This window comes from Flavobacterium rarum (SeqCode) (assembly GCF_965234445.1).
Classification (GTDB): Bacteria; Bacteroidota; Bacteroidia; order Flavobacteriales; family Flavobacteriaceae; genus Flavobacterium; species Flavobacterium rarum.
Window position 1 is genome coordinate 62,506 of the sequence record NZ_OZ248490.1, and the last position, 16,580, is coordinate 79,085.

A 16,580-nucleotide genomic window follows, 5' to 3' on the forward strand; every position below is an offset into this window, starting at 1 on the left:
TACTGTTGTCTTTAATGACTTTCAATGTTTTATACTAGCATTCAGAAAAAATGCATTTCAGAAAAAAAACACACCCCTAACCCCTCTCAAGAGGGGAATTCGCCCCCGTTAACATTTAACATTTAGTTCTTTATTCAGTATTTTTTTTTATTGAATGAATTAAATTTAAACTAAACATCTTGTTTTGCAGGATTTGCGTGAGGGATTACTTCACTATATATTTATTTTCATCGGAGTTCAGTGAATTTCATTTGAGCAAGGCGCCAAAGCGCTCGGGATAGCCCGACCTTGTTGCGTAAAGGGGCTTATGGGCGGTATTGTATGTTGGCCCCTTTGCTCAACAAGGTCACGCCCAACTTATTATTTTTTTAGTGATTTAATGGATCGATAGAATTGGAATTTGAATATGAAAAGCCAGTTTTTTGGAAAGGCTTACATTAAAAAGTTTTTCAAAAAAACCTTTGTGATGGATGTGCATAGCGACCATATTGATGTTGTTTTTTTCTATAAAATTTAAAATTACACCCTCGATATCGGTACTTATTTCGGAATGAAACTTTATGTCTTGATCTTTGAAAATATTTTTGAAATCGACAATATAGTCATCATTGTACACCTTATGAGGTTGTTTTATATTCAAACAGTCGATATGAGAATGAAAATCATTGGCCAAAGCTTTTACTTTTTTTAGCGCTTCAACATCTGACATTTCATATTTTGTTGTAAAAAGTATCTTGGTGATTGGTGTATATTGGCATTTTTCTGGAATGGCCAGAACAATGGCATTGGAATCATTCATTACTTTTGTAGTTTCGGTTCCAAGAAATATTTCACTCAAATGAGTGGCGCCTTTGGTTCCCATAACTACAAAGTCAATGTTTTCTTTTTTGGTAATAGCTACAATCTCTTGACTTAAATTACCTTGATTCAAGATGTTACTCATCTTGATATGTCCCAGATTATTGGCTTCGGCTATGGATCTTAATAGCGGAATTTCATCTTTTAAATTTTCAAAATTACTCAGCTCTTCATATTCGTAAATCTCCTGCAAATAGATTGACACATCCAAGTAAGCAGGCGCATCCAATTGATATACATGCAAAGTAATTATTTCGGCATCTATAGCATCTGCCAATTTCAATGCGTAAACAAAGGCATTTTTGGATACATCTGAAAAGTCCGTAGGAAACAATATTTTTTTCATAGCTATAATAATTTACTGAATATCAATAATTTATATAAAGTTACGAAACTTCTTAAAATAAAGTATGACAATTGTCATTTTGAATCATTAATTAATAAAAAAATAACACAATTGGCATTGATTAAGAAGCCTTGCAGGACAGCAAGTTTTGCGTACTTTTGCATAAAATTTTAAATTATGATTCAAAACGATTCTATAGTAGCCTTAGCGACTCCTTCGGGAGCGGGCGCCATTGCCATAATTCGAATTTCTGGTGAAGATGCCATTACTATAGGACATTCGGTTTTTAAATCAATTAAGAACAAAGATTTAAGACAGCAAAAAACACATACGTTGCATTTGGGACATATCATGGATAATACCAAAACACTGGATGAAGTTTTGGTTTCAATTTTTAAAGGCCCAAACTCTTATACAGGTGAGAATACGATTGAGATTTCGTGTCATGGATCTACATATATTCAGCAACAAATTATTCAGTTGTTATTGCGAAAAGGGTGTCGAATGGCAGATGCGGGTGAATTTACGTTACGTGCTTTCCTGAACGGAAAACTGGATCTTTCTCAAGCCGAAGCCGTTGCCGATTTGATTTCATCGGACAACGAAGCATCGCACCAAATTGCCATGCAACAAATGCGTGGTGGTTTCTCCAACGAGATTGCCAAACTGCGTGAGGAACTGTTGAATTTTGCTTCACTTATCGAACTTGAACTGGACTTTGCCGAAGAAGATGTTGAATTTGCCGATAGAACCCAATTTCATGAATTGCTGAACCGAATTGAGTTTGTATTGAAAAGATTGATCGATTCGTTTGCAGTGGGGAACGTGATTAAAAACGGAATTCCAGTAGCTATTGTCGGTGAACCTAATGTGGGAAAATCAACACTACTGAATGCTTTGTTGAATGAAGAACGTGCCATTGTGTCTGAAATTGCGGGGACTACGCGTGATACAATTGAAGACGAATTGGTAATTGGTGGTATTGGTTTTCGATTCATTGACACAGCGGGTATTCGCGAAACGGTAGATGTGGTAGAAAGCATTGGTATTAAAAAGACTTTTGAAAAAATTGAACAGGCACAAGTTGTGGTTTTTCTATTTGACAGTTCCGAGTTTAAAGTTTCGGGATTGAAGTTGAAAGTAGAATTAGAAAAAATTAAAAATCAATTTCCGTTGAAACCGCTTGTGATTATTGGCAACAAAGCCGACAAATTGAGTGAAACCGAAATTCAAAATATAAAAACCGAGATTCCAGAAATTCTATTGATCTCAGCCAAAGAAAAACTAGGTGTTGAGGATCTTAAAAATCAGTTGCTTTCTTTTGTCAACACAGGCGCTTTACGCAATAACGAAACCATTGTTACCAATACGCGTCATTACGATTCTTTACTGAAAGCCTTAGACGAGATTCAGAAAGTTAAATTTGGTCTAGAAACCAATCTTTCCAGTGACCTGATGGCGCTTGATATTAAAGAAGCACTATACCAATTTGGGATGATTACCGGTCAAGTAACGAATGATGAATTACTGGGGAATATTTTTGCTAATTTCTGTATCGGAAAATAAATGTTTAAAATTAACCCGTTGGGTGAAATTCAAGTAAAATAAAAATTTAACCACATAGAATCATAGATGGATGCTAAATAGGCAAAGAATAAATAGAAATAGCACTATTTCACACATAGAATAGCTATGTGAGTAGTAAAACGTCTATCTTTTTCTTTTAAAAACTATAAATTCTATGTTTCTATGTGGTCAAAAATAATTTCACCCAACGGGTTAAAATTATTTAAACAATAATTAAAGTGCTGCTTTGGTAGGACTTTTTTGTACCTTCTAATATTCAAATCAAATCTTCTTCATTATTTTATCTACAGCCTATTTCTTGATCCTCTACTGATCCTCCACCGAAAAAAAGTGCTTTAATTTAAAAATATAATGTATAAATAATTATCATACTTTATCTTTACAATAGTAAAAGAATAATAATTAAATTTGTAAAAACTTTAAAATAATGGAAGCCATAATATTACATCCTAAGAACGAAATACAATTATCTCTTTTGAAAAATTTAGCAAAAGAAATGGGGATATCTTTTGAAACAAAAGAAGAAAGTATTTTAGATAATATTAAAATAGGATTGGAGGAAATGCAACTTTTTAAAAAAGGAAAGCTAAAAACCACATCTGCTAAGGATTTTTTGAATGAGTTATAAGATAGAACTCTCCGAAAACTTTAAAAAAGAAGCTAAAAAACTATCCTAAAAATATTCCTCTTTAAAAACAGACCTTGCAAGTCTTTTTGAAGAGCTTGAAAAAAATCCAACTATTGGAACACCACTTGGCAATGATATTTACAAAATCCGTTTGGCTATAGCTTCCAAAAACAAAGGCAAGTCTGGTGGTGCAAGGGTTATGTCTTTTGTAAAAATTACCAATACAACAATCTTACTTTTTTCTATTTACAACAAAGGCGATAAAGATAATATCTCAGATAAAGAAATTGAGGAACTTATCAAGGATTATATTTAGTTCCCTTGATTTTAAAAATGTGATTTATTTATGAAAATATCATATAAATAATTAGTAATGCGAATCAAAGGTCAAAATGTTAAATTATTTATTTACACACTTTATGGGATACTACCTGTTTATGTTATCATTAACAACTTAATAATTTATTAAATACTTACACCTCTTGTACACCCCTGTCCTTCTCCACCTCTTTAAAAAAAAGGAAAACTACTTATTTCGTCGGAAAGTAAAAAGCATACCATACAATTGATCAAGTCGAGCTCTGATATTTCTGTAACACAAAATTTTTCTTTACTAAGACACAATCATAAAACCAAATGACCATACACGATTTAGTTGGCGAATATGCAATCGAAGGCAGCAATCAAGAGCATAGCGACAAAATTGCTTACAAAGGCAAATTGAGTTTGTCCCTTGATGAAAACAACCGAATTATTGCCCAATGGGCGATCAACAAAGACCAAGTACAAAACGGCAACGGATTTTTCAAGGACGGTATTTTGGTGATTCATTTCAACTATCGTGGCGAAGACGACCGTATTTACAAAGGTATTGCTGTCTACAAATGCATCAACAAAGATATACTAGATGTTTTTTGGTCCGAGAAACATGGAAACCCCCTCTATTTGGGCACCGAACGCTGTTTAAGAATGACCTCTCATGAAATTTTGAATTAATCTTAGCATAATAAGGCTGTCCGGGCAGGCTATCCGCTACAAGTCCGCAGTCATCAATCCATAAAACATAAACCCAAAAGGAGCTTCCGTTGGTCGCTCTTTTGGGCTTTGTTTTAAAAGGATTTCTGCCTTTACGGGCTTTTCGCTACTATCCTTGACAGTGTAACGGATTTCAAGAACTATTCGGTATCCAAATCAACTACTATTTACAAAACAGCTGCCTCGAAAAACAATTTCAGATTCAACTGGAGTTTAGTAAAGTTGTTTTTTAAGAACGTGGTTTAGACAAACCTCTGTCGTACAAAATGATACTTCCAGCCACGGCCACGTTCAAACTTTTTTCCGATTTAAATTTTACTAAATAATGGCATTTATCAATTGCTTTCCTGGATAAACCATGGTCTTCGGCTCCCAACAAATACACACAACGCCTCGGATGTTCAAAGGTCTCCAAATCCGACGCATTTTCATCTAATTCAACACCAACCAATCGCGCTCCTTTGGGCAAGTTATCAAAAAAAGCTTCAAAGGTATCGTAATGAAAATAAGGTACCGCATTTACCGCATTATGGGTATCACAGGCTTGCTTGGCATAGCGATTGCCGATGGTGAATATAAAACTGGCGCCTAAGTTTTGGGCAGATCGCCACAAAACACCCAAATTTTCGGGCGTTTTACCGTTTTGAATCCCTATCCCAAAGTATTCATTTATAAAATTATCATTCATATGTAGATTTTATCTTTTTTTATGGGAATATGGTATCGCCAGATCTTCATTGGTGTTTGCGACAGCTTCTGTCATGGCGATTTCATAAAGGCAAAAGTACAAACTGTACGTACACAAATCAATTTTATTATTGAGATGAAAGGAAGAGCTATTATCCGCAGGACTTTGGGAGGTTTGTATAAAAAAGACTTTGAAGTGAAGAGACTATGGAGAGCTTAGATTTAATATGTTTTATTTGATACCCTAAAATTACCTTTACTCGTACTTTCTTAACCACAACATTTTTTATACTTTTTGCCACTTCCGCAAGGACATGGATCATTTCTATTCACTTTTACAGAACTTACTGGTAACTGAATGACTTTGGGTTCATTTTTAAGTAAATTATATGAATTATCTTCTTTATTTTCAATAAAATCTGATTCTTCACAAAAATCTGCTTCAGAATAGATTACACTTAATGTTTTTATCGAATATTCGGGAGTTACAATTTCATCTTGATTATGGTTTTTTTTAAAATTTTCAAAATCGCCCTCCAAACTATAATCAATATATCCTAAATCATATAATTCTTCTATAAGAGGATATAAACTTTTTAATTTAATATCACCAATATCTCCTATCATCAGCCCTATAAATGTGGGATCTATCACATTATCTTCCGTTTTAGCATTTATAAAAAAGGTTGCTATTTCTGAATATACCTTTTCTACTTCCTTATTTCTATGATTTTCATGGATTACAATTTGTGTTAAAGCCTGAGATACAGCAGACTTTGCAAAAGTATAAACTCCTGGTTTTACCAAAAACTCTTTTAACAAATCCACTTGGTCTTTCCCAAGAAAATACACACATTGCCAAATTTCTTCTGTTAGAAAATCGCCAATGTAAAACTCTAAAAACTCTTCATCATATTGTAAAAAATTCAATACTGGAATTAAACTCTCTGTCGCTTCTAATTCCATCAATAGAAACATCGCATGTAACGCAAACGAATGTGTAAAAACGGACCAGTCCTTATCTAAAAAATAAGGGTAGCGCTCTATACCATCTTGTAAAACCATTTCTAAATCTTGAATAACAGTTTCTCTAGGTAGTGCTAAAATTTCGTCAAGTACTGGTTTTGCATTCTTGAAACCTAATTGATACAGTTGATGAATTTCTTGATGATTAAAAACTGGGGGATTGACTCTATCAGTTACTGGAGGCTCATTTTCTATTAATTCTGAAAAATCATCACCAAAATCATCAAAACCCAAATGAAATTTCAAACTATCAATACGCTCTTCAAGTTCTTCGATACGAGGATTGTCTTCGTCTATTGATTTGTAAAATGACAATCTATTTTCGGCTAAAGCCAAATCTCTTTTTGCTATGGCATATAGAACAGTTGAATAGTAATAAGCTTGTACTTCCGAAAAATGGAATTCTGAACGATTAGGAAACAATTCTTTTAAATCTAAATTTTCACCCAAATACACCAAAGCATTATCAGGTTCTCCAATATGTATATAATGATTAGCTGCATTAAGTCGAGCGTGCAAATAATCAGGAAATTCTTTTAAAAGTTGACTATTTATTTCCAATGATTTTGTAAAATCACCAAGTTTGTTGTAAGCCACAGACATAAAATTCTTTAACTGCGGTAAATTGGGGTTTTCTTTCGACAGTTTTTCTATTTTCCGAATCAAAACTTTATCAATTTTACCGTGTACCCGTGTCGTTAATTCTTTCAATAATTTGGTTTGTGCGGGCGTTACGTCATATAGACGGCTAATAAAATCGTTGTCGAACGATATTTTAAACTCAGTGTGAATGTTATTGCTATTCATTATTACAATTCTATTTATTTAAACGTATTCTTGATTTTATATTTACTCCTTTTTACCTCTCAAAAAAACAATCCTCACTCCAATTTTTAGGATTATTGATAATGTAATTTTTTATTCTATTGTATTCTATTTCATCTCTAATGATATGGTCATGAAATCGCTCCTGCCAATTAGATACTCCTTTGGTATCCCTCAATTCATTAATTTTTCTAGACGAAAATGTTTTTAATGCACGCATAAATTCAAATATACCATGGATTTTTTTTTCTTTATTTCCCAAATTATTGGCAGAATCATTGGCAGAATCATTTGCGGGATCAATGGCAGTACAGACGGGTTTCAAACCCGTCTCTACGGGGAAAATGGAATTGGAATTATCCACCCCAACAATACAATGAATATGATTGGGCATTATTTGAAATTCATCCAATATAATATTACTATAATGAACCCGTTGGGTGAAATTATTTTTCACCACATAGAAACATAGAATTTATAGTTTTTAAAAGAAAAAAATAGACGTTTTACTATACACATAGCTATTCTATGTGTGAAATAGTACTATTTCTATTTATTCTTTTGCCTATTTAGCATTAATCTATGATTCTATGTGGTTAAATTTTTATTTTATTTGAATTTCACCCAACGGGTTATAATGATTTGGCAAATCATACCAACAATCCGATACGATTTTACCATATTCGTTCAATATCATTTCGCCATCCTTTACGTATCCAAATAAATGCTCTCGGTTTTTGGTGCAAATCGTTATAAAATAATCCCCCTCATTCTTGTAATCCCACCATTTGGCTCTAGCGGTATCAATGCGGTATTTACCTTTAAATTTTTGCATATTCTATTATTCAATTTATTGCTATTTCAAATATATATACAAAATTATCGTTTTTCCGTTTTTTATAATTATTTCACCCTAACCTATTTATTTCAACTAAACGCAATCATTTTTTCAATTTCTGCAACTAGAAAGCAATTCAAATTTATTTCAAATTAGATAAATCAAACATCATCTTCGTCATCAAAATCATTCTCATCAAAATTAAAAAAGTCATCTGGATTAAAAGGAATATCTTCGTCTGGGTCTTTGTCGTGGGCATTTACACCTGGTGGATTGAATAATCCCCAATCGTCCTTGATGTAATTCCACATATCAAAACTCGCTACCCAATCAATGAACAACAGTCGAAATTCATCAATTTCTTTTCGCAATAATAGAATATAATCTTTGTCTGGAATACTTTCTTCAAAACGCAAGCTCCCTGCATGAACATACAAATCTCTGGCTGATTTGCGGATAATTGCTGCATTTTCCATTCGCAAATCGTACAAATCGGCTGCTTCGGCGCCAGCAATTTTGGCAGGGATGGTCATAGCATCCTCCATCATAAATCGAGCGGTTGTTTCCTGTAGAAATTCATTATCCATAGGGATAATTTGAACCAATCCTTGTGTAATTTGAAATATTTGTTCGGCTTTTTGATAAATAGCCATTTGCTCGGTTTTATCTCTTTGTGACATTGTTTCTCTTTTAATTCAAATTATTACTTTCTGTTTATTTTCAAACATAATTTTAACAAATCTAATAATTCGCTTTCATTTAAAACTCAAATTCAATATTATTTATCACGAACTACAATTGCTTAAACCATGCAATACTTACAATTGACAGTGAATTAATTGCACTCAAAACTCAAGTGCAGTCAATGAACAATTAAGATATCATTAAGATCGAAAAATAACTTCAATGTTCTCTTTAATTAATTATATTTGCGCCGTTTTAAAACGCTGTGGAATCAATCTAAAAATTAGTACAATTCAAGAGTTTTATAACCAAATGCATTTTGCCCCCTTTTAACCGCTTTTAAATCCTACAATGAATTCATTTAAAACTACTTTATACACATTACTTATTTTAATTTCTGGAAATTATACATTTGCTCAAGATGTTGAACAATCCGAAACCACTCAAAATCAATCCCCTGAAACAATTGCACAAAATACAGTTGAAGACTCCATTTCTCAAATTGTGGTTAACGACAAAATAGTCAATTACAACATGCTAAGCATTGTTGACACTACTAAAACAATTCAACCCACAATTGCCTATCCGCCTGCTACAAGAGATTATAGAAGACTGAGTTATGATACGGCAATGTATGTAGGGACAACTGTTATAGCATTTGGTATTTTGTACGCTATGCCCGAAAGTGCTACCAATTGGGATAAAGAGGAAATGAAAGAAAAAGGTATTGCTTATAAATGGAAAGAAAATGTAAAAGCTGGGCCTGTTTGGGACGAAGATGACTGGGTTTTAAACTGGATTACACATCCTTATTCTGGAGGAGTTTATTATATGACTGCCAGAAGTAGTGGTTTCAATATTTTTGAGTCTTTTTTATATTCTGCTTTTATGTCAACTTTTTTCTGGGAATACGGAATCGAAGCTTTTGCAGAAATTCCTTCCAAACAAGATTTAATAATTACACCTGTCTTAGGTTCTGTTGTTGGAGAAGGTTTTTTCTATGCTAAAAAAAGCATTTTAAAACATGATAAAAAAGTGTTGAACTCCAGATTTTTAGGCCATACAACATTGTTTGTTATTGATCCATTTAACACCATATTGGATAGTTTTGGCTATAAAGACCATAGAACAACTCAATTAAATGTAGCACCAATTGGTTTTGACAAAGGTGCCAACAAAGCCATTTGGGGTCTTAATTTCAATATGCAATTTTAATTAATACGAAATTACAAATCACTGTAATTCAATTATTAAATCATTTCTTTCAATAGAATTACTGCAATGTTAAAGTTTGAGAAAAGGGTAAAATAAATGACATTTTAAGGGTCAACAGTTGAATTATTCACTACTTTTATCTCCTGCTAATCAATAGTATACATTAAACCAATGTTAGTTATTAGTTCAGATTAGCAACTACGTCTTTCACTGATTTATTAACCTAAAAAATGATTTTTTTGAGTAAAATTGAAATTATTGTCGCTTTTATTTTTATGGTTTTAAATTATATAATTAGTACTAAAACTATTTTAAAATACAAGCAAATAAATACAACTTTTGCCAAAATAGTAATTAATAAAAAGTAACACCTAGAGGTTAAGTAAAAGATTTACAATACATCAACTTTGTAAAAACAAATGAATTGATTTTGGTAACGTAAACTTTAAATGTATAGAAAACCTATGGTTATATTGTAAAATTTATATTTTGCTACAAAAGTAATTGTTTGTTTTATAGACAAGCCATTTTAAAAAGTGGTTTACGCTTTATAGTAACTCGTATTACATATACTTTGAGTATATAAAGTGCTTGAATATACTTTTAAGAATGTTCGAAAATTTTTTATTTTTGTTTATATCTATAGGGTACAAACAAAAGTAAAAAGAGAAAGACTAATCAATATGAATAGTCTTTCTTTTTTTTTATTCTTTAACCAAATAGATTCCGTCTTCTTTGATCTCGATTAATTTTTCTTTATACAATGCTCCAATTGCTTTTTTGAATGTTTTCTTGCTCATTTTTAATACCGTTTTGATATCTTCTGGATGCGAATTGTCTGTTAGACGTAAAAAACCTCTACTAGCTCTTAATTCGTCCAAAATCTTCTCGGCATTGGGCTCTATACTTTGATAACCTTGTATTTGTAACGAAACATCAATTTTGTTATCAGGTCTAATGTTTTTTATAAAACCTCGCATACGATCACCCGTACGTATAGCATCATCATAAACCTCATCCTTATACAACAACCCTTTGAATTGTTCATTGATGATTACATTGATTCCCAATTCTGTAATATGCGAAACGATTAAATCTACCTCTTCACCCTTTTCAACAGTCAAATGATCGTTTTTCAAAAACTGATTCAATTTACTGGAAGCAACCAAACGATTGGTTTTTTCATCCATATAGAGATATACCAAATAACGTTTTCCTTTTTCCATAGGTCGCGCCTGTTCTTTGAACGGAACTAGTATGTCTTTCTCCATACCCCAATCCATAAAAGCACCAATTTGATTGGTGTAATTTACACGTAAAAGTGAAAACTCATTGAGTAAAATATAAGGTTCTAGAGTAGTTGCTACTGGACGTTCTTCATGATCCAAATACACAAAAACGATAAGCTCCTCACCTATTTCAAATTCATTTGGTACGTATTTGTTGGGTAAAAGGATATCGTGTATTCCCTCTGGATCTTGTTCTGGGTTACCAAGAAACAAACCCACTTTGGTATCACGTAATATAGTAAGCGTATTGTATTTTCCTATTTCAATCATTTTTGTAAATATTCTGAGTAGATGTAAAACTCATTTTAAAGTGCAAAGGTACGAAGTTTGAAAATGGGAATCTGAAAAATTATCCCATAAAAAAAACGCCTATTGAAGGCGTTTTCATATTATAGATTTTATTTACTAATTGTAAACACTTTCTTTTCCAAAATGAACAGCTAATAAATAATAAACAACTGCTCGATATTTACTTTTATTCGATTTACCGTATTTTTCAAATACTGCATCAATTCCAGCATCTAAAGCTGAACCATCTGACAGACCCAATTTCTTGATTAAGAAATTATTTTTTACAGTATCCAATTCTGTTTTTTGTGTTCCTGCTACTGTAGAGGAATCTGGATTATAAATTGACGGCCCGCAACCAATAGTTACTTTTGTCAATAAATCCATATTGGGTTCAATTCCGCATTTGTCTCTCAAATCGGATGCATACTTTACAATTAATTCGTCTCTTGCACTCATAAAAATAAATTTAAAGTTTAGTTTGTTTTTTAACTATCTCAAATTTAAACAATTATTTCAAATATGTGCGATTTTTATATATTATTTTTTCGTAAAATTTTAATCAAATCCGTATCAAAGTAAGAATTGTATTTTTATAATGTACCAGAAGTTATACTACAATTATACCAGCTCTTTAAAATACTGCAATAAAATAGTGTTATTCTCCAATGTTGGAGTAAAGACTTCAAGGATACATGGCTTATCATTTTGAGCGTAAATCGAGTTCAATCCTTTGACTAAACTCAATTCATCATTGGCAACAACATAATCTAAGCCATACATTTTTGCCAAATGTTCTGCTGTTAAGTGATGCGAAGTTTCAAAAAAAGTATTAAAAACGGGCGTTTCATCATGTCCAGGCAAAATTCTAAAAATTCCGCCACCGCCATTATTAATCAAAATGATCTTGAAATTTTTTGGTATATAATTGTTCCAAAGCGCATTGCTATCGTACAAAAAACCAATATCTCCAGTTATAAATACAGTCTGTTTTGCATTTGCGACAGCTGCACCAATTGCAGTCGAAGTACTTCCGTCTATTCCGCTTGTACCTCGATTACAATAGACCTCGATTGAAGGATCAATTGGAATTAATTGAGCATACCGTATGGCCGAACTGTTACTGATTTGCAATTGACTATTTTGAGGCAAAGTACCAATCACTTTCTCAAAAACTTTGAAATCTGAAAAAGGAATTTTGGCCAAATAAATATCGTGTTTTTCTTTTCGCAAGGTTTTAACGGCATTCATTTTAGAAAAATAATCACTTCCAATCGTATAGGTTAAAGGTAAAAAAGTCTCAAAAAAAGTATTGGGAGTTACCTCAAAATGTTTTGTCAAGCATCCAAAAGTATCGTAGGCTCGCAATGTATCAATATGCCAATGGTGTTTGGGTTGGTATTTTCTCAAAAAAGCCTTGATTCGTTTGGAAACCACCATTCCTCCAAAAGTGATTAGAATTTCAGGTTGAAAAGCCTCGAAATCATCCGTTGTAAAAGGTGTTATTATGGTATCAATGTTATTTATAAAACTAAAGTGATGCACATTCGATGTTGTTTCTGTCATCACTACTACCGATTCATCAGTAGCGAAAGCCTCAATAGTTTTATTGGAAATGCTTTCAGGATCATTTACACCTATAAGTATCAGTTTTCGGGTAGCATTGTTCCAAAGGGTAGCATATTCCTGCAACTCTTTGCTATTAATTTCCTGTATAACTTTAGCGGAAGCGAAAACTAGACTATTCACACCCAGCTCCGAAACTGTTTCATACAAAGGCTCTTCAAATGGTGCGTTGATATGCACGGGACCTTTTTTGTCGATTGCCGTATTGATGGCTTCGTTTATTTTAAGATCATTTTCTTCTGAAACTGCTTCCAATAAATTAGCATTGTACAAAGAATGATTGGCAAATACGTTTTCCTGTCGAATGGTTTGTCCGTCGCCAATATCAATCTTGCTTTGTGGTCGATCTGCCGAAATGACAATCAAAGGAATCTGACTGTAAAATGCTTCCGAAAAAGCGGGATAATAGTTTAACAATGCCGATCCAGAAGTACAAACAAGAACTGTTGGCTTATGGGTTTGCTGCGCAATTCCCAATGCAAAAAAACCAGCAGAACGCTCATCGGCTATGCTGTAACATTGAAAACCGGGATTACTGGCAAAACCTATTGTAAGAGGTGCGTTTCTTGAGCCTGGTGATATAATGATATTAGTGACTCCTTTGGCTAATAAAATCTGAATGATACTTTGTGCTAAAGGGATTTTGGGGTAAACCATTTTTAAAGTTAGAAGTTAGAAGTTAGAAGTTAGAAGTTTTACAACTACAAACTAAAAAGCAAAGTTACAAACTTGACAGCCGAAATCCTTTATATCAACTAACTTTTTGCTATTTTTGAGCAAGTAAAAATTTAAAAATGAAAATCAAAATAAGACCTTACCAAACTGAGGATACACAAGCTATATTGGATATCATTAACTACAATATCCTAAACTCAACTGCCTTATACGATTACAACATTCGAACTTACGAACAACAAAAAGCCATTTTAGAAGATAAAATTAACAAACATTTCCCCGTAATTGTTGCAAAACAGGATGGGAAAGTAGTTGGTTTTGGTATGTATAGCGAATTTCGTTTCAGAGAAGCTTACAAATACACTGTAGAACATTCCGTTTATGTAGATAATGAACATCACGGACAAGGGATTGGAAAATTGTTATTGTATGAATTAATTCAATTGGCCAAAAACCAAAAATTGCATACAATGATTGCAGTAATTGATGCCGAAAACCAAAGCAGTGTTGATTTTCATGAAAAATTTGGATTCAAAACCGTTGGAATCATCAAAGAATCGGGGTATAAATTTGACCGTTGGCTGCATTCTGTTTTTATGCAATTGATTTTGGAGTGAAATATCAAGCCGAAATGGGCCACGGATAACACAGATTAAACAGATTTACACGGATTTTTTTCTGCTTTTGTAAACTTATATGAATCTATTGTAGCTCCGTTGTGAATCAGAATTAATTCAGAATGGCTATGATCTAAAAAACATATTGCTTTTCAAATTATTTTGCCACATATTTTAAGTATTAAAAAAATTTACCCGTGATTTGTAAAAAAATCTGTGCTAATCTGTGTAATCTGTGGCTGAAAAAATACATTCATTTATTAGACTAAAGCCTTCAGAATAAAACATAATTACTTCTGCCAAGCATAACCGTTTAAAGAATTGTATCTTTGCACTTTTACAACTATTATGAGTTTTACCCTGCTTTCTTCACCCTTACAAGGATTTACAGACTTCCGTTTTCGAAATGCACAAAATAAATATTTTGGAGGAATAGATACTTTTTATTCCCCTTACATTCGTTTGAACGGAAAATTGGTTATCAAATCTTCTTACGAACGCGATTTACTTCCAGAAAACAACAGTGGTCTAGAAGTCATTCCACAAGTAATTACCAACGATCCCGATGAGTTTTTGTTTGTAGCCAAATATGTCAAAGAATTGGGTTATAAAGAATTGAACTGGAATTTGGGTTGCCCCTATCCAATGGTAACCAAATCGGGTATGGGTTCTGGATTAATTGGCAGTCCTGAAAAAATCAATCTTGTACTAGACAAAGCACATTCTCAGTCGGATATTATAGTATCGATGAAAATGCGTTTGGGATATGATACAACACAAGAAATTCTTGATGTTTTACCTGTTTTAGACAAATACCCAATAAAAAACATTGCTATACATGCGCGTTTAGGCAAACAACTGTACAAAGGCGGAGTACATCTCGATGCGTTCCAGCAATGTATTGACAACACCAAACACAAATTGTATTACAACGGAGATATTACTTCGGTAGCGAAATTCCACGAAATGCAAGAACGTTTCCCTTCTATTGATCATTGGATGATTGGAAGAGGATTGATTGCCGATCCTTTTTTGCCAAGTATGATAAAAAGTAATGCGACAGAATATCCCAAAAACAAAATGGAATTGTTCAGCGAATTCCATGATACACTTTACCAAGGCTACAGTGAATCATTATCTGGACAAACACACATACTACTAAAAATGCATCACTTATGGGAATATTTCTCAGCCATTTTTTCAGATCCTCATAAGGTTCATAAAAACATCAAAAAATCCAAAAGTATCCGAAATTACGAAGCTACGGTAAAGGAAGTTATAGCTAAAGAAAAATAGAATAGATTAGTTTTTCTTTTAACCATGTAAGAAATTTAAGTACAATTAAGTTTTACATCATTTCCTATACGATATTTCACGACATAAATTTAGAAAAAACACACTCAATTGGAACAAGACAACCATCCCGAAAAAGGATATTTACAAGTAAGTAACATTCATACTATTTACTATGAAGTTTGCGGAAATACAAACATAGAACCTATATTGTTTGTACATGGTGGGCCTGGAGCAGGATTCTCTGAATCTGACAAACGTTTTTTTGATTTTAAAAAACAAAAAGTAATATTTTTTGATCAAAGAGGTTCTTCAAGAAGTGTCCCTTTTGGTTGTGTTGAAGAAAATACAACTCCCGATTTAGTAAATGATATCAATTCACTTTTAGATCATTTAAACATTTCGAAAGTACATCTTTTTGGCGGTTCGTGGGGAACTACACTAAGTCTTGTTTTTGCAATTCAAAATCCTGAAAAAATAAAAAGTATAGTATTAAGAGGTGTTTTTCTAGCGAATGCAAAATCCATCGAATACTTCATTGATGGTGGTGTCGAAAATCAATTCCCTAAGGTATGGAATAGATTTAAAAATAACGTCCCCTTATTAAATCAAGAAAATTGTGCAAAATATTATTTAGATAAAATGCTTAATGGTACTGATAAAGAAAAAAATTTCTTCTCTTATGAATGGGCATATTACGAAATATCAATCTTTAAAGATGATATAACTGAAAGCGAAATTCAGTCTATTGTTAATGAGTTCCCATATCAATCTCTTTCTATAATGGAAGCACACTATCTTACAAATAATTGTTTTATAGCAGACAATTATATACTTAAGAACATTAGCGCTATACAATCAATTCCAGTTAAAATTATTCATGGCAAAAACGACAGCATCTGCCCATTACAATATGCCGAAGCATTGCATCAAAAATTAAATAATTCGGTGCTTTATATTGAAAATGCTGGCCATTCGGATTCTGAGCCCAACATTGAAAGTCGAATTATTAAAATCATAAAAAAAGAGTTTGACTAGCAAACTCTTTTTTACATCGATAACT

Annotated in this window: 16 protein-coding genes and 1 pseudogene; 8 read left to right on the top strand and 9 right to left on the bottom strand. The window is 32.6% G+C overall.

Translation table 11 applies throughout. The features are described from left to right. Positions 1-376 precede the first annotated feature (376 nt). Positions 377-1,204: a universal stress protein gene (locus AC8GF4_RS08410; RefSeq protein ID WP_506593846.1), complete on the bottom strand. Its 828-nt coding sequence runs from the start codon at positions 1,202-1,204 to the stop codon at positions 377-379. Positions 1,205-1,381: 177 nt separating this feature from the next. Here AC8GF4_RS08410 and mnmE point away from each other — a divergent pair, with 177 nt between their 5' ends. From mnmE to AC8GF4_RS08430, 4 genes and pseudogenes are all read left to right on the top strand, one after another. Further along, positions 1,382-2,770, top strand: coding sequence for a tRNA uridine-5-carboxymethylaminomethyl(34) synthesis GTPase MnmE (mnmE, locus tag AC8GF4_RS08415; RefSeq protein WP_506593848.1), 1,389 nt, complete (start codon positions 1,382-1,384; stop codon positions 2,768-2,770). Positions 2,771-3,218: 448 nt separating this feature from the next. Further along, entirely contained in the window at positions 3,219-3,419 is a 201-nt protein-coding gene (locus tag AC8GF4_RS08420) for a DUF2683 family protein (RefSeq protein WP_506593850.1), read from the top strand. Between the two features lie 91 nt (positions 3,420-3,510). Further along, positions 3,511-3,735, top strand: a pseudogene (locus AC8GF4_RS08425) (type II toxin-antitoxin system RelE/ParE family toxin); the annotation flags it as partial. Between the two features lie 320 nt (positions 3,736-4,055). Further along, positions 4,056-4,415, top strand: coding sequence for a hypothetical protein (locus AC8GF4_RS08430; RefSeq protein ID WP_506593852.1), 360 nt, complete (start codon positions 4,056-4,058; stop codon positions 4,413-4,415). 268 nt (positions 4,416-4,683) lie between these two features. Here AC8GF4_RS08430 and AC8GF4_RS08435 read toward each other — a convergent pair whose 3' ends face one another. The 5 genes from AC8GF4_RS08435 to AC8GF4_RS08455 all read right to left on the bottom strand — a co-directional run bounded on the left by AC8GF4_RS08435 (position 4,684) and on the right by AC8GF4_RS08455 (position 8,510). Continuing rightward, entirely contained in the window at positions 4,684-5,142 is a 459-nt protein-coding gene (locus tag AC8GF4_RS08435) for an RNA methyltransferase (RefSeq protein ID WP_506593854.1), read from the bottom strand. Between the two features lie 269 nt (positions 5,143-5,411). After that, on the bottom strand, positions 5,412-6,974 hold the full coding sequence (locus AC8GF4_RS08440) for a DUF1186 domain-containing protein (protein ID WP_506593856.1): 1,563 nt from the start codon (positions 6,972-6,974) through the stop codon (positions 5,412-5,414). Positions 6,975-7,026: 52 nt separating this feature from the next. Further along, positions 7,027-7,386 carry a transposase gene (locus tag AC8GF4_RS08445; protein WP_506593858.1) on the bottom strand — a complete coding sequence of 120 codons (360 nt, stop codon included), beginning with the start codon at positions 7,384-7,386 and terminating at the stop codon, positions 7,027-7,029. Between the two features lie 210 nt (positions 7,387-7,596). Continuing rightward, complete coding sequence (locus AC8GF4_RS08450; RefSeq protein ID WP_506593860.1) at positions 7,597-7,827, bottom strand: hypothetical protein; 231 nt, start codon at positions 7,825-7,827, stop codon at positions 7,597-7,599. 164 nt (positions 7,828-7,991) lie between these two features. Beyond that, positions 7,992-8,510, bottom strand: a complete 519-nt coding sequence (locus AC8GF4_RS08455; RefSeq protein WP_506593862.1) for a hypothetical protein — start codon at positions 8,508-8,510, stop codon at positions 7,992-7,994. A 355-nt stretch (positions 8,511-8,865) separates the two neighbouring features. On the opposite strand from AC8GF4_RS08455, the gene AC8GF4_RS08460 reads away from it, so the two are divergent. After that, complete coding sequence (locus tag AC8GF4_RS08460) at positions 8,866-9,729, top strand: DUF3943 domain-containing protein (protein ID WP_506593864.1); 864 nt, start codon at positions 8,866-8,868, stop codon at positions 9,727-9,729. A gap of 704 nt (positions 9,730-10,433) precedes the next feature. Here the strand turns inward: AC8GF4_RS08460 and AC8GF4_RS08465 are convergent. The 3 genes from AC8GF4_RS08465 to menD all read right to left on the bottom strand — a co-directional run bounded on the left by AC8GF4_RS08465 (position 10,434) and on the right by menD (position 13,589). After that, on the bottom strand, positions 10,434-11,288 hold the full coding sequence (locus AC8GF4_RS08465) for a CvfB family protein (protein WP_506593866.1): 855 nt from the start codon (positions 11,286-11,288) through the stop codon (positions 10,434-10,436). A 135-nt stretch (positions 11,289-11,423) separates the two neighbouring features. After that, on the bottom strand, positions 11,424-11,765 hold the full coding sequence (locus AC8GF4_RS08470; RefSeq protein WP_506593868.1) for a DUF2853 family protein: 342 nt from the start codon (positions 11,763-11,765) through the stop codon (positions 11,424-11,426). Positions 11,766-11,927: 162 nt separating this feature from the next. Beyond that, the gene (gene menD / locus AC8GF4_RS08475) at positions 11,928-13,589 is read right to left on the bottom strand and encodes a 2-succinyl-5-enolpyruvyl-6-hydroxy-3-cyclohexene-1-carboxylic-acid synthase (RefSeq protein ID WP_506593869.1); all 1,662 of its coding nucleotides are present in this window, start codon (positions 13,587-13,589) and stop codon (positions 11,928-11,930) included. A 137-nt stretch (positions 13,590-13,726) separates the two neighbouring features. Here menD and AC8GF4_RS08480 point away from each other — a divergent pair, with 137 nt between their 5' ends. The 3 genes from AC8GF4_RS08480 (at position 13,727) to pip (ending at position 16,555) form a co-directional block, all read left to right on the top strand. Further along, positions 13,727-14,224, top strand: coding sequence for a GNAT family N-acetyltransferase (locus AC8GF4_RS08480; protein WP_506593871.1), 498 nt, complete (start codon positions 13,727-13,729; stop codon positions 14,222-14,224). 348 nt (positions 14,225-14,572) lie between these two features. Continuing rightward, a complete protein-coding gene (locus tag AC8GF4_RS08485; protein ID WP_506593873.1) occupies positions 14,573-15,520 on the top strand; it encodes a tRNA dihydrouridine synthase in 948 nt (315 codons plus the stop codon). Between the two features lie 108 nt (positions 15,521-15,628). Further along, entirely contained in the window at positions 15,629-16,555 is a 927-nt protein-coding gene (gene pip, locus AC8GF4_RS08490; RefSeq protein WP_506593875.1) for a prolyl aminopeptidase, read from the top strand. The last annotated feature ends 25 nt before the right edge of the window (positions 16,556-16,580 follow it).

What these genes read in the sequence shown, in the direction of transcription:
- AC8GF4_RS08410 (WP_506593846.1), bottom strand. Translation starts at nt 1,204, where the DNA reads ATGAAAAAAATATTGTTTCCTACGGACTTTTCAGATGTATCCAAAAAT.
- mnmE (WP_506593848.1), top strand. Translation starts at nt 1,382, where the DNA reads ATGATTCAAAACGATTCTATAGTAGCCTTAGCGACTCCTTCGGGAGCG.
- AC8GF4_RS08420 (WP_506593850.1), top strand. Translation starts at nt 3,219, where the DNA reads ATGGAAGCCATAATATTACATCCTAAGAACGAAATACAATTATCTCTT.
- AC8GF4_RS08430 (WP_506593852.1), top strand. Translation starts at nt 4,056, where the DNA reads ATGACCATACACGATTTAGTTGGCGAATATGCAATCGAAGGCAGCAAT.
- AC8GF4_RS08435 (WP_506593854.1), bottom strand. Translation starts at nt 5,142, where the DNA reads ATGAATGATAATTTTATAAATGAATACTTTGGGATAGGGATTCAAAAC.
- AC8GF4_RS08440 (WP_506593856.1), bottom strand. Translation starts at nt 6,974, where the DNA reads ATGAATAGCAATAACATTCACACTGAGTTTAAAATATCGTTCGACAAC.
- AC8GF4_RS08445 (WP_506593858.1), bottom strand. Translation starts at nt 7,386, where the DNA reads ATGCCCAATCATATTCATTGTATTGTTGGGGTGGATAATTCCAATTCC.
- AC8GF4_RS08450 (WP_506593860.1), bottom strand. Translation starts at nt 7,827, where the DNA reads ATGCAAAAATTTAAAGGTAAATACCGCATTGATACCGCTAGAGCCAAA.
- AC8GF4_RS08455 (WP_506593862.1), bottom strand. Translation starts at nt 8,510, where the DNA reads ATGTCACAAAGAGATAAAACCGAGCAAATGGCTATTTATCAAAAAGCC.
- AC8GF4_RS08460 (WP_506593864.1), top strand. Translation starts at nt 8,866, where the DNA reads ATGAATTCATTTAAAACTACTTTATACACATTACTTATTTTAATTTCT.
- AC8GF4_RS08465 (WP_506593866.1), bottom strand. Translation starts at nt 11,288, where the DNA reads ATGATTGAAATAGGAAAATACAATACGCTTACTATATTACGTGATACC.
- AC8GF4_RS08470 (WP_506593868.1), bottom strand. Translation starts at nt 11,765, where the DNA reads ATGAGTGCAAGAGACGAATTAATTGTAAAGTATGCATCCGATTTGAGA.
- menD (WP_506593869.1), bottom strand. Translation starts at nt 13,589, where the DNA reads ATGGTTTACCCCAAAATCCCTTTAGCACAAAGTATCATTCAGATTTTA.
- AC8GF4_RS08480 (WP_506593871.1), top strand. Translation starts at nt 13,727, where the DNA reads ATGAAAATCAAAATAAGACCTTACCAAACTGAGGATACACAAGCTATA.
- AC8GF4_RS08485 (WP_506593873.1), top strand. Translation starts at nt 14,573, where the DNA reads ATGAGTTTTACCCTGCTTTCTTCACCCTTACAAGGATTTACAGACTTC.